General features: G+C 61.1%; 11 protein-coding genes and 1 pseudogene. 7 read left to right on the plus strand and 5 right to left on the minus strand.

Annotated features, from left to right (window positions below):
• Positions 1 to 42: 42 nt before the first annotated feature.
• The 5 genes from RHE_RS28530 to RHE_RS28550 all read right to left on the minus strand — a co-directional run bounded on the left by RHE_RS28530 (position 43) and on the right by RHE_RS28550 (position 5,269).
• Positions 43 to 735, minus strand: coding sequence for a dimethylsulfonioproprionate lyase family protein (locus tag RHE_RS28530; protein WP_011428709.1), 693 nt, complete (start codon positions 733 to 735; stop codon positions 43 to 45).
• A gap of 15 nt (positions 736 to 750) precedes the next feature.
• The gene (locus RHE_RS28535; protein WP_011426993.1) at positions 751 to 1,680 is read right to left on the minus strand and encodes an electron transfer flavoprotein subunit alpha/FixB family protein; all 930 of its coding nucleotides are present in this window, start codon (positions 1,678 to 1,680) and stop codon (positions 751 to 753) included.
• A 25-nt stretch (positions 1,681 to 1,705) separates the two neighbouring features.
• Complete coding sequence (locus tag RHE_RS28540) at positions 1,706 to 2,455, minus strand: electron transfer flavoprotein subunit beta/FixA family protein (protein ID WP_011428710.1); 750 nt, start codon at positions 2,453 to 2,455, stop codon at positions 1,706 to 1,708.
• 129 nt (positions 2,456 to 2,584) lie between these two features.
• Positions 2,585 to 3,190 carry a dimethylsulfoniopropionate lyase gene (locus RHE_RS28545; protein WP_011428711.1) on the minus strand — a complete coding sequence of 202 codons (606 nt, stop codon included), beginning with the start codon at positions 3,188 to 3,190 and terminating at the stop codon, positions 2,585 to 2,587.
• Between the two features lie 42 nt (positions 3,191 to 3,232).
• Positions 3,233 to 5,269, minus strand: a complete 2,037-nt coding sequence (locus tag RHE_RS28550) for an NADH:flavin oxidoreductase (RefSeq protein WP_011428712.1) — start codon at positions 5,267 to 5,269, stop codon at positions 3,233 to 3,235.
• A gap of 146 nt (positions 5,270 to 5,415) precedes the next feature.
• Here RHE_RS28550 and RHE_RS28555 point away from each other — a divergent pair, with 146 nt between their 5' ends.
• From RHE_RS28555 to RHE_RS28585, 7 genes and pseudogenes are all read left to right on the plus strand, one after another.
• Positions 5,416 to 6,045, plus strand: coding sequence for a TetR/AcrR family transcriptional regulator (locus RHE_RS28555; protein ID WP_011428713.1), 630 nt, complete (start codon positions 5,416 to 5,418; stop codon positions 6,043 to 6,045).
• 10 nt (positions 6,046 to 6,055) lie between these two features.
• Positions 6,056 to 6,850, plus strand: a complete 795-nt coding sequence (locus tag RHE_RS28560; RefSeq protein ID WP_011428714.1) for a pyrroline-5-carboxylate reductase family protein — start codon at positions 6,056 to 6,058, stop codon at positions 6,848 to 6,850.
• Between the two features lie 68 nt (positions 6,851 to 6,918).
• Positions 6,919 to 7,920 carry an ABC transporter substrate-binding protein gene (locus tag RHE_RS28565; protein ID WP_011428715.1) on the plus strand — a complete coding sequence of 334 codons (1,002 nt, stop codon included), beginning with the start codon at positions 6,919 to 6,921 and terminating at the stop codon, positions 7,918 to 7,920.
• A gap of 92 nt (positions 7,921 to 8,012) precedes the next feature.
• Entirely contained in the window at positions 8,013 to 8,900 is an 888-nt protein-coding gene (locus tag RHE_RS28570; RefSeq protein ID WP_011428716.1) for an ABC transporter permease, read from the plus strand.
• Complete coding sequence (locus tag RHE_RS28575; RefSeq protein ID WP_011428717.1) at positions 8,893 to 9,972, plus strand: quaternary amine ABC transporter ATP-binding protein; 1,080 nt, start codon at positions 8,893 to 8,895, stop codon at positions 9,970 to 9,972. The genes RHE_RS28570 and RHE_RS28575 overlap by 8 nt, the downstream gene beginning before the upstream one ends.
• A 93-nt stretch (positions 9,973 to 10,065) precedes the next feature.
• Positions 10,066 to 10,314, plus strand: a pseudogene (locus tag RHE_RS35175) (FAD-dependent oxidoreductase); the annotation flags it as partial.
• Between the two features lie 801 nt (positions 10,315 to 11,115).
• Positions 11,116 to 12,114: an AraC family transcriptional regulator gene (locus RHE_RS28585; protein ID WP_011428719.1), complete on the plus strand. Its 999-nt coding sequence runs from the start codon at positions 11,116 to 11,118 to the stop codon at positions 12,112 to 12,114.
• Positions 12,115 to 12,168: the final 54 nt, after the last annotated feature.

Below are 12,168 nucleotides of genomic sequence, written 5' to 3' on the forward strand. Positions count from 1 at the left end.
GCGACCGCGAGATCGAAACGATCTGCTTCGGCCTCATCTCGTTCATCCCGGCTCGACCTGACACCACACCGCGAGAAGCGGCTGCGCCGTGCATCTTATCGCGAAAGACTGCCCGGCATCATTGGCGAAGACCGTTCCGGTCGCGGCAGAAAACCACTGGGAATCACCAAGGCAGATTTCTCCCCGCGAAAGCAGAATGAAGGCGCGCGGCTGCGTCTGAACATGATCGGGAAAGCGGGTGTAGCGATCCATATAGATCACGCCCACCCGGAGATCGGCCCGCTCCTCCAGGCCGCCGGGACCGACCAGAACCGCATGCGAGTGCGTGGTGCCGAAGTTCAGGCTTGCAAAGGGGCCGGTTCGGCCACGTCTCCAAAGCAGCTTATCGGCGAGACTCTTGAACTGGCCGGCGATCGCCTCAAACTTCCGTCCGGATTTTGCCAGATGGCTGATGGCGTCATCCAGCCCCTCTGGCACACCGGGAAGAGGGCCGCCCTCCGGCCGCACCTTGCCTGTCTTGAGCAGCCTCTGCAGCACCTTGCCGGCGACGAAACTGGCCACGGCAGGAGCCTCGGCCGACAGCATCAGCCCGCCGATATCGTTGAGGAATTCCTGCAGCGGCTGAGGACGCCTCTCCCGTCCGATGTCGTGCAGCCTGATATAGGCCGGCTTTTCCTCATCGTTCAGGAGAAGGTCGGCACCAGGTCTGATTGGACGTCCCACCCCACGCGCCACGTTTGGTCTCCTCGCTCAGAGCGCCTTTTGCAGTTCCGGCAGGGCGTCGAAGAGGTCGGCGACGAGGCCATAGTCGGCGACCTGGAAGATCGGCGCCTCCTCATCCTTGTTGATGGCGACGATCACCTTCGAATCCTTCATGCCGGCCAGATGCTGGATGGCGCCGGAGATGCCGCAGGCGATATAGAGGTCGGGCGCCACCACTTTGCCGGTCTGGCCGACCTGCCAGTCGTTCGGGGCATAACCGGCATCGACGGCCGCACGGCTGGCGCCGACGGCGGCACCGAGCTTGTCGGCAACCGGCAGGATGACCTCCCTGAACTTCTCGGCCGAGCCGAGCGCCCGGCCGCCGGAGATGATGACCTTGGCCGAGGTCAGTTCCGGACGTTCCGACGCCGACAGCGCATCGGAGACGAACCGCGACAGACCCGGATCGGAGACGGCCGGGATCGCCTCGACAGAGGCAGAGCCGCCTTCAGCCGCAGAGGCAAACGAGGCGGTTCGCACGGTGATCACCTTCTTGGCGTCGCTGGCCTGCACCGTCTGGATGGCGTTGCCGGCATAGATCGGCCGCTTGAAGGTATCGGGGCTGACGACTTCGATGATCTCCGAGACCTGGGCGACATCGAGCAGGGCGGCGACGCGCGGCAGCACCGTCTTGCCGACCGAGGTGGCGGCCGAGACGATGGTGTCGTAGGAGCCGGCGAGCGAGACGATCAGGTCGGCCAGCGGCTCGGCGAGATTGTTGGCAAGCGCCTCGCTTTCGGCCAGCAGCACCTTGGAGACGCCGGAGAGTTTTGCCGCCTGATCGGCCGCAGCCCTGGCGCCCTTGCCGGCAACCAGCACATGCACATCGGAGCCGATCTGCGAGGCTGCCGTCAGCGCCTTGGCGGTCTGGTCGGAGAGATGATTGCCGTCATGGTCGGCCAGAAGAAGAATGGTCATGATAGTTGCTCCTGTTCCAACCCGATTACAGCACGCCGGCTTCGTTCTTCAGCTTGTCGACCAGTTCGGCGACCGACTTGACCTTGACGCCGGCCTTGCGGCCACTGGGCTCCTCGGTCTTCAGCACCTTCAGCCGCGGCGTCGTGTCGACGCCGAAATCGGCAGGCGTCTTCTTGTCGAGCGGCTTCTTCTTCGCCTTCATGATGTTCGGCAGCGAGGCATAACGCGGCTCGTTGAGACGCAGGTCGGTGGTGATGACCGCCGGCAGCTTGATCTCGATCGTCTGCAGGCCGCCATCGACCTCGCGGGTCACCTGAGCTTTGCCGTCACCGATCTCGATCTTCGAGGCGAAGGTCGCCTGGGCCGAACCCAGCAATGCCGCCAGCATCTGGCCGGTCTGATTGCTGTCGTCGTCGATCGCCTGCTTGCCTGATATGATCAGCCCCGGCTGCTCGGCATCGGCGACACCTTTGAGGATCTTGGCGACGGCGAGCGGCTCGACTTGATCGTCGGTCTCGACCAGGATCGCCCGGTCGGCGCCCATGGCGAGTGCCGTCCTCAGCGTCTCCTCGGCCTTGGCAGGGCCGATCGAGACCACCACCACTTCCTCGGCCTTGCCGGCCTCCTTCAATCGCAGCGCCTCTTCCACCGAGATCTCGTCGAACGGGTTCATCGACATCTTCACATTGGCAAGCTCGACACCCGTGCCATCCGGCTTAACCCGGATCTTCACGTTGTAGTCGACAACCCGCTTGACGGGCACGAGAATCTTCATGGCAAACCCCTTCATCCAAAGCGCCGCGATCTTTCAGATTCGCTTGGTCCGCGCTTCAACTGTTTTTGTCGTAAGCCGCTGTCGCAACCGCCGCCCAGCTTTGCGCGACATGCTTTAGACAGCCGGCCGTCAATGCGACCGCTCAGCAAGCAACGCCCAGAAGGCGAAGAGCGGCGTCTCCAGCGACCTCATGGCATGTTTGATCCCGGGAATATTATAGAACGATCCGCCGATACCGGGCGAAAACCAGTTCCCCTCCCCCTGCTGGAACTCTCCCTTGGACAGCACGAGATAGACTTCCTCCGGCGCATGGTCGTGATCGGGATAGCGCACGTGAGGCGCCATCAATGTCACGCCGAACCACAGGTCACTTCGCTCCTCCAATCCACCCGGCCCGACGATCATGGCGTTGGCATGCCCATCAACGAAATTGTCGCTGGCCGTGGTGTGGTCATACTTTGTGCGGCGACGCCATTCAAGCATTGGCTCGATGCCTTTGAACCCCTCGATCAATCGCGCCAGCGAAGCATAGGACGTATCGACCGCGAGCACCATATCGAGGTGAGCGCAGACCGGTAGTCGGCTTCCCTCTCCCGCGCGCGCAGTCCCCGGACGCTCCAGCGCCGCGAAGAACTGCCCGATCGAGCGGCGGGCTTCCGGAGCCCTGGCGAACTGGCCGAAAGCGACCGAAGCGGCTTCCAGGAAATGCTGGAGGCTTCCGTTGCGCAAACTCATATCATTCCCTCCCGATCGGCCGACAGGCGGCCTCTCTTGCGATCATATATCCTTTGCGATGCGCAGACCGTCATAGACCGCGGCATGCGTGTTGCGGGCAGCGACAGCGTCACCGATCCGGAACAGCTGAAACTTGCCCTCGGGATTGTGGATGACTGATTGCGGTTGCCCCTGGAGAAGCTGGTCGTACGAGACCTCGCCGAGATTTTTCGACTTGGGCTTCAGCTCGAAATAGAGGTCGTCGAGCGGGATGGTCCCGTGATTGATGACGACCTGGTCGTAGCTATGCTGCCGGGCAATTCCGCCGTAATCGCTGCCGATAAGGGCGACGAGCTGGTTACCGCTCTTCTCGACGGCTTCCAGCCGATAGGTAACGGTGAAGGTCACGTCGTACTTTTGGAGCGAACGCATATAGGGCACCAGGTTCATGGCCATGACCTCCGGCGCGAAGGACCGGTCCGGCGTCATGATCTCGACCTTGGCGCCTGCGTTGGCGAGGAACTCCGCCGCCTGGAGACCGGCATGGTCGCCGGCATCGTCGAAAACGAGCACATTGGTTCCGGGCTTCACATCGCCGGAGATGATGTCCCAAGAGGAGACCACCAGCTCGTTGCCGTTGGTGAGCACCTCGGTATGCGGCAAGCCGCCTGTGGCGATGATGACGACGTCAGGATTTTCGGCCTCGATCGTATCGGCTTCCGCCCAGGTGTTGAAGTGGAAGGTGACATCGTATTTCTCACACTGCCTCATGCGCCAGTCGATGATGCTGATCATTTCCCGACGACGTTCACTTTGGGCGGTGAGACGGATCTGCCCCCCTGGATTGTTGGCAGCTTCGAAAACGACCACTTCGTGACCACGCTCTCCCGCGACGCGCGCCGCTTCCAGACCGGCCGGGCCGGCGCCGACGATGACGACCTTCTTTCCGACGTCGGCCTTTGCCACGATATGCGGCATCGTCAGTTCGCGGCCGGTGGCGGCATTATGGATGCAGTAGGCGGCCCCGCCCTGATAGATGCGGTCGAGACAGTAGTTGGCGCCGACGCAGGGGCGGATATCCTCCTCCCTCTTCTCGATAATCTTGCGCACGATGTGCGGGTCAGTCATGTGGGCGCGGGTCATGCCGACCATGTCGACCTTGCCGGCTGCGATCGCATGACGCGCGGTGGCGACGTCGGGAATCTTCGCCGCATGGAAGGTCGGGAAGTTGGTCGCTGCGCGGATTTCACCGGCAAAATCCAGATGCGGTGAGTTCGCCATGCCCTGGATCGGGATGACGTCGGTCAGCCCCGGGTCGGTGTCGATGTGGCCGCGAATGACGTTCAGATAATCGATAAGCCCGCTGTCGCGCAGCCGCTTCGAAATCTCTATGCCTTCGGCCTGTCCGTTACCGCCGGGCAGACATTCGTCCGCCGTATAGCGCACGCCGAGGATGAATTCGTTCCCGACCCTCTCGCGGATCGCCCTGAACACATCGAAACAGAAGCGCATGCGGTTCTCGAGCGCACCCCCGTAGGGGCCACCGAGTTCGTTCGTGAGCGGAGATGCGAACTGGTCGATCAGGTGGCCGTAGGCCTCCAGCTCGATTCCATCCATACCGCCCGCCTTCATCCGTTCGGCCGCATCGGCGAAATCCTTGATGATGCGCTCGATGTCCCAATCTTCCATCTTCTTCGGGAAGGCGCGATGCGAAGCCTCGCGATGATGCGACGGGGCGACGACCGGCAGCCAGTCACCCTTGTCCCAGCGCGTGCGCCGGCCGAGATGGGTGAGCTGGATCATGATCGCCGCACCCTGTTCGTGGACGGCGTCGGTCATTTCCCTGATCCAGGGTACGATCTCGTCCTTATAGGCCAGCAGGTTGTTGAAAACAGGCGGACTATCCCTGGAAACCGCGGCTGAGCCTGCCGTCATCGTCAAGGCCACCCCGCCTTTTGCCCGCTCCACCGTATAGGCCCGATACCTCTCCTTCGGCATGCCGTCCTCGGGATAGGCCGGCTCGTGCGAGGTTACGATGATACGGTTACGCAGCGTCAGATGCTTGAGCTGGTAAGGCTGAAGAAGAGGATCGTTCGACATGGGCCATGGTTCCGGATTAAAACATCGAAGCAAACGCTAAGGGCAATGTACATATGTGTCAACATTGAAAACATGAAGGTCATTGTTATAGACACTAATGTACATTTTTCTTGTGCCAAGCCGCGGAAGTTGATAGGAGATGATGCATGGACCAGGCTTTGAACGACACCGGCTGGCGCGGATCGCAGGAGGGTTGGCTGGAAGCAGCCTACCAGTCACTGCTGGAATCCGGCGTGGAATCGGTGAAAATTCTGCCGCTCGCAAAGAAGCTCAATCTCTCGCGGACGAGCTTCTACTGGTTCTTCAAGGATCGGGAGGAACTGTTGAGCGCGCTGGTGGCGCGGTGGCGCGATAAAAACACCGGCAATATCGTCAAGCAGTCCGAAGCCTATGCGGAGTCGCTGGCCGAGGCGATGCTCAACGTTTTCGATTGCTGGCTGAACACTGATCTCTTCGACGCCAAGTTCGAATTTGCCGTGCGCAGCTGGGCGCTGCAGTCGGACGAGCTTCTGGCCGAGGTCCACAAGGCCGATCAGATCCGGCTGGAGGCGCTTAAACGAATGTTTATGCGGTTCGGGGTACCAGAAACGACATCGGATGTCAGAGCGCGGACAACTTATCTCGTTCAGATCGGCTATATCTCCATGCAGTCTAAGGAGGAACTCGCCATCCGCATGAAACGGATTCCGGAATATATTGCGATCTACACCGGCGAAGTGCCGCAGCAGAGGGAGCTCGATCGCTTCTTCGCGCGGCATAGCTATAGGCCCGACTGAGGAAGCCGAGATGAGCGTTTCCTTGAGGATCGGTATCATTGGTGGTGGGGGCTGGCTCGGCGGGGCCATTGCCAGCTCAATCCTCGATTCCGGCCTGGTCGACCCTCGAAATCTCTCCCTCTCCTATCGTAGCCGGCAGCCCGACCGTTTCCCGGATTCCTTCTGGACCACCGACAGTCAGGAACTTGCCGACCGCTCGGATGTGATTCTTCTCTCCATCCGTCCCGATGACTGGTATCCGTTCGCGCTCGATGCTTCCGACAAGCTCGTGATTTCGGTCATGGCCGGCATTCGCCTGGGCGTCCTTTCGGAGCGCCACAGGACAGGCCGCGTTGTCCGCGCCCTGCCGAATGCCGCTGCCGAAGTGGGGAAATCCTATACCCCCTGGATCGGTTCGAACGACATCACTAGCGACGATCGGGCCGTCGTCCGCGCGATCTTCGAAACCTGCGGATCTGAGGACGAGGTCGCAAGCGAAAGCGACATCGATTATCTCACAGGCCTTTCCGGCTCCGGGCCGGCATTCCCGGCGCTGCTCGCCGCCGCCATGATGCGCGATGCGGTCGCCAGCGGCCTGCCGGCCGAGGTAGCGCGCCGCGCCGTCAATACGGTGATATCCGGCGCCGGCCGACTGCTGGAGCGCCGCAACGACTGTCCCGACGACGTCGTTCAAACCTTTCTCGACTATCGCGGCACCACCGCGGCAGCCATCGAAGGTATGCGCGCCTCCGGGTTCGACGCTGCTGTTGCAAACGGACTATCGGCAGCATTCAAGAAATCGGTGAGTATAGGAGACGCTTCCTGACGACCGTTGAGGGCGGGTACTGCGGCACCCCGCCTAGCCACATCAGCCGCTAAATAGAGGGAACGAGAATGAAGAAACTACTCGCATCGACATGTTTGACGTTCGGCCTGCTCGGCGGCGCGTCTTTCGCCAGCGCCGCCGAATGTGGCAGCATCACCATCGCCAGCATGAACTGGCAGAGCGCCGAAGTTCTCTCCAACCTGGACAAGTTCATCCTGAACGAAGGTTACGGCTGCAGCGCCGACATCACCGTCGGCGACACCGTCCCGACGATCACCTCCATGGCCGAGAAGGGTCAGCCTGATATCGCTCCGGAAGCCTGGATCGATCTGCTGCCGGATGTCGTCAAGAAAGGCACGGAAGAAGGCCGCATCGTGCAGGTCGGCTCGCCGCTGCCGGATGGCGGCGTACAGGGCTGGTGGATACCGAAATATGTTGCTGACGCCCATCCCGACATCAAGACCATCGGCGATGCGCTGAAGCATCCAGAACTCTTCCCCGATCCGGAAGACGCGAAGAAGGGCGCCATCGTCAACGGCCCGCAGGGCTGGGGCGGCACGGTCGTCACCTCGCAGCTCTACAAGGCGTTTGATGCCGAAAAGGCGGGCTTCACCCTCGTCGACACCGGCTCTGCCGCCGGTCTCGACGGTTCGATCGCCAAGGCCTACGAACGCAAGGAAGGCTGGGTCGGCTATTACTGGGCTCCGACCGCGCTGCTCGGCAAATATCAGATGGTCAAGCTCGAAGCCGGCGTGCCGGAAGATGCTGCCGAATGGAAGCGCTGCATCACGGTTGCCGACTGCCCCGATCCGAAGCCGGCGGCATGGCCAGTCGATCACGTCGTGACTCTCGTTGCCAAGCCTTTCTCCGAAAAGGTTGGGCCTGAGGTCATGGACTATCTGAAGAAGCGCTCCTGGAGCAACGACACCGTCAACAAGCTGATGGCCTGGATGACGGACAATCAGGCGACCGGCGAAGACGGCGCCAAGCACTTCCTGGAAGAAAACAAGGACATTTGGACCAAGTGGGTCTCGCCTGAGGCAGCCAAGAAGATCGAAGCTGCTCTTTGAGCCAAAATTGCGGTGCGCCAAAAGCGCACCGCTTCTCACGCGCCGACAAAATCAAAAGACTGCCACGGCTGTTTGACGAAAGGGGAACCGAGATGGAATGGTTTTATAAATTCCCGCACATGAACGACGACGCGCTTCGCAACCTGAAGAAAGCGATCGATGACGGCTTTCGCGGATTTACCCGCAGCTATGGCGACGGCATCGAAAGCCTCTTCGTCCCGCTGCAGCACTTCCTCATAGCTGCCGAGCGATTCATGACGCAAACGCCGTGGCCGATCATTACCCTGATCATCCTGGTCATTGCCTGGTTTGCGAGCCGCAGCTTGAAGATCGTCGCCGGCTGTCTGGTGACTCTGATGCTGATCGGCTATTTCGACATGTGGGACGATACGATGCGGACGGTCTCGATGATCTTCGTCTGCACGGTGCTTTCCATCGCTATCGGCATTCCGATCGGGATCCTGATGGCGCGCTCCGACCGGCTGCAGCGCGTCGTCAATCCGATCCTCGACGTGATGCAGACGATGCCGAGCTTCGTCTATCTCATCCCCGTCGTCATGCTGCTCGGCATCGGCAAGGTGCCCGGTCTGATCGCCGTCGTCATCTACGCGATCCCGCCGATGATCCGGCTCACCGATCTCGGCATCCGACTCGTCGACAAGGACGTGCTCGAGGCCGCAGATGCCTTCGGCACCTCCAGAGCGCAGAAGCTTTTCAAGGTGCAGCTGCCACTGGCGCTTCCCACCATCATGGCCGGCATCAACCAGACGATCATGATGGCGCTCGCCATGGTGGTCATCGCTTCCATGATCGGCGTCCAGGGCCTCGGCCAGCCGGTACTCAAGGCAATCGCCAACCAGTACTTCACGCTGGGCATTTTCAACGGCCTTGCCATTGTCGGCATCGCCATCATCTTCGACCGGGTCAGCCAGGCATATGGCAAAAGGCTCCAGAAGCATCGGGAGACTGTCCATGGCTGAGAATCATTTCGGCGGTATCAAGATCCGCAACCTCTACAAGATCTTTGGCCCCAACCCCGCCGCTCATGTCGATGCGGTTCAGAAGGGCCTGACGAAGACCGAGCTCAACCAGAAGTACGGCCACGTGCTCGGCCTCCGGGATATCAATCTCGAGATGCCCTCCGGCTGCATCCAGGTCGTCATGGGCCTTTCGGGATCGGGCAAGTCGACGCTGATCCGCCATATCAACCGGCTGATCGACCCAACTGCCGGCGAGGTGCTCGTCGACGGCGTCGATGTCGTTAAGATGAACGAAACAGAATTGCGGACGTTCCGCCGGCAGCAGACGGCTATGGTCTTCCAGAAGTTCGCGCTTCTGCCGCACCGCAACGTTCTCGACAACACCATGTTCGGTCTCGAAGTGCAGGGCATGGAGCGCGCAAAAGCCGTCGACGTCGCTATGCGCTGGATCGAGCGCGTCGGGCTGAAGGGCTTCGAGCAGAAATACCCCAATCAGCTTTCCGGCGGCATGCAGCAGCGCGTCGGTCTGGCGCGGGCGCTCTCCAACGACGCACCGGTGCTTCTGATGGACGAGGCCTATTCGGCCCTCGACCCTTTGATCCGCACCGACATGCAGACGGTCCTTCTCGACATTCAGAAGGAGATCAAGAAGACCATCGTCTTCATCACCCACGATCTCGACGAGGCTTTGCGGCTGGGCGATCAGATCGCGATCCTGCGCGACGGCGAGGTCATCCAGCAGGGCACCAGCCAAGATATCGTGCTGCGCCCTGCGGACGACTACATCGCCAACTTCGTCAAGGAGGTCAATCGCGGCCGGGTCGTCCATGTCGAAGCCGTCATGACGCCGCTCCATTCCGCCGCGGCGGCAAACGGGCCGACGATCACAGCCGGCACGACGGTCGAAGAGGCCGTCCGGATGCTGGCCTCGACGCCGGACGACAATGCCAGGGTGGTTTCCCCGTCGGGAGAAACCTTGGGCCTCGTCACCTTCCGCCAGCTCGCAGGCGCAATGGTGAATTCACAGGAGGTGGCTCCTCAGCGCGACAGTGCCCTTTCAGTGGCGCTCTGACGCTCCACGTACGCCTCTCGGTTGCCCGGCGACATTGACGTTCGGCGCGTCACACGCACTGCAACGGGCAAGCCGGCTGTCTGAGGGACCACCATGTCGAAGCTTTTTCCGCGTCTGTTTTCGCCCGTCAGTTTGCGCGGGCGCAGCTTGCGCAGCAGGATCGTCTTCGGCGCGCATACCGCAAACACGGCCGAGAACGGCGTGCCGCGTGACCAGCACGTCACGCCGGCGCGCCATCGACGGCGCCGGGATGATCGTGGTCGACCCGATGCAGGTTCATCCCGCCACCATACTGACCCGCGGAATTTTCGTCCCGGTGACTGCAGCGTGGTCCCTCATTTCTGGCCGGTGAGTCGGATTTGGAGCTTTGATCCCGTGCCTTGAAAAGAAGGGGCAGACAGCGCCAAGCCTATACGTTTTGCGCAGGACCAGTCCAGACTGCGTCACGAAAAGCCGATTGGCCAACAATATCGGTGCCCGACAATTGCTCCATCGCTACGGAACACTAAAGTAGATCCGACCGGAGCCATGATGGCTTACGGTCCGGAAGCTCCCCTCCATCGATCACCCCCAAATGGTGGAAGGGGATTACATCCATACGCACCCCATCCCGTGCGTATGCCAACTGCCTGTCAGCCTGCCGAAGGCTATCTCGAGCGGTCCACTTTAGAACCTTCGGCAGGCGACTTTCGGATGGCGCACCCCAACGCGCCATCTGCGCAGGATGGCTAAACGTTTCATCACCGGACTACCATCAAAGCAGCAGCCCCGCGACCTTGCCAAGTGCTGCCGCTTCTGTCAGTTCCTGCCGACCGGCTAGGAAGATCCGCCAGATGGGATTTTTAGATAAGGCATTTAAAAGGTTTGTATTTCGGACGCCGGCCATGCTCAGGCTCGGCCCGGACCGGCTTGCGTTATCCAGCGGTACCGACGCCCGCATCACCTTGAAATCTGCCCGCTTCGCTGCCGCCTTACTGCGCTTTCGCCTCTTGTTCGCTAATATACGGCCACGCCTCGTCCATGATGCCCTGCATCGGATCCTGAAAGGCGCGAGGAGAAAGATGAGCTCGGCGACGCCCACGCCGACGATGCGGCCGAGGCATCCCGCCGTGTCCGGCGGCAGATGAAATAAAGGGGGAAAGTATGACGGAAAACAGCGCCCAGCCATTCTCCTTCCGATTCCACGGTTCGTCTTTCGACAATATGGTGGAAACCCTCGGCGGCGCTTTCGGCGCGTTTGATGCCGAGCCTGTCGGCCGCGCCAAGGACTTCCACTGGGGATTGGATTTTTCGGTGGCCGAGACCGCCGTTCTGCTGACGGGCTACCACGAGGCGGAGTTCCAATTCAACGTCGAGCCGACCGTCAACACGGCAGAGTATCTGTCGCTCGTGGTGCCGCGCCGCGGCGGCATGGGAGTTACGTATGGGGCGCGCAAGGCCGAGGCCGGGCAAGGCAAACTGCTTCTCTACAATAATTTCGAACCCGACAGCGTACTCATGCACGGGCAAGGCAATGTCATCGACGAGTTGCTGATCAACTGGCCCGTCATCCTCCAGACGATCGGCCAGACGTTCGAAATGCCGTTCAGCGGCTCGCTCGACCTTCTGCCCGAACTGGATCTGTCGACGCCGGCCGGCCGGACGATCGGCAACCTCACCGAAACGATCATATCAGGGATGCGCGACAACGGCCCGCTGCTGCAGTCGCCGATCGCCATGGCGCACATGACGCAGGCGCTCGCCGATCTCGTCGTGCGCATGGTGCCGCACCGGCTGTCGCATTTCCTCGAAAAGGGAACCGCTCTGATTGCTCCGAAGCATGTGCGCAGGGCGATCGAGTTCATGCAGGCCAATATCGATCAGCCGATCACCATGCCGAAGGTGGCGGAAGCGGCCGGCGTCTCCAGCAGAGCGCTCGAAACCGGTTTCCGCGCATTCAAGGGAACGTCCCCCGCCGCTTACCTGCTGACGCTTCGTCTGCGCGCAGCGCGCCGGGATCTGCTCGATCCCGAGTGCAGGGAGACGATGAAGGCCATCTGTCTCAAATGGGGATTCTTTCATTTCGGCCGCTTTTCCGCGGTCTACAAGGCGACATATGGCGAATACCCCTCCGATACGAGAAAGCGCATGGGCCGCCGGTAATTTGCATCTGAAGCGCACCGCGATCTTTCAGCTTCGCTCTTTGCGCCCTCTGTC

Origin of the sequence: Rhizobium etli CFN 42, assembly GCF_000092045.1 — a bacterium.
GTDB lineage: Bacteria > Pseudomonadota > Alphaproteobacteria > Rhizobiales > Rhizobiaceae > Rhizobium > Rhizobium etli.

What these genes read in the sequence shown, in the direction of transcription:
- RHE_RS28555 (WP_011428713.1), top strand. Translation starts at nt 5,416, where the DNA reads ATGGACCAGGCTTTGAACGACACCGGCTGGCGCGGATCGCAGGAGGGT.
- RHE_RS28535 (WP_011426993.1), bottom strand. Translation starts at nt 1,680, where the DNA reads ATGACCATTCTTCTTCTGGCCGACCATGACGGCAATCATCTCTCCGAC.
- RHE_RS28550 (WP_011428712.1), bottom strand. Translation starts at nt 5,269, where the DNA reads ATGTCGAACGATCCTCTTCTTCAGCCTTACCAGCTCAAGCATCTGACG.
- RHE_RS28560 (WP_011428714.1), top strand. Translation starts at nt 6,056, where the DNA reads ATGAGCGTTTCCTTGAGGATCGGTATCATTGGTGGTGGGGGCTGGCTC.
- RHE_RS28545 (WP_011428711.1), bottom strand. Translation starts at nt 3,190, where the DNA reads ATGAGTTTGCGCAACGGAAGCCTCCAGCATTTCCTGGAAGCCGCTTCG.
- RHE_RS28540 (WP_011428710.1), bottom strand. Translation starts at nt 2,455, where the DNA reads ATGAAGATTCTCGTGCCCGTCAAGCGGGTTGTCGACTACAACGTGAAG.
- RHE_RS28565 (WP_011428715.1), top strand. Translation starts at nt 6,919, where the DNA reads ATGAAGAAACTACTCGCATCGACATGTTTGACGTTCGGCCTGCTCGGC.
- RHE_RS28585 (WP_011428719.1), top strand. Translation starts at nt 11,116, where the DNA reads ATGACGGAAAACAGCGCCCAGCCATTCTCCTTCCGATTCCACGGTTCG.
- RHE_RS28575 (WP_011428717.1), top strand. Translation starts at nt 8,893, where the DNA reads ATGGCTGAGAATCATTTCGGCGGTATCAAGATCCGCAACCTCTACAAG.
- RHE_RS28570 (WP_011428716.1), top strand. Translation starts at nt 8,013, where the DNA reads ATGGAATGGTTTTATAAATTCCCGCACATGAACGACGACGCGCTTCGC.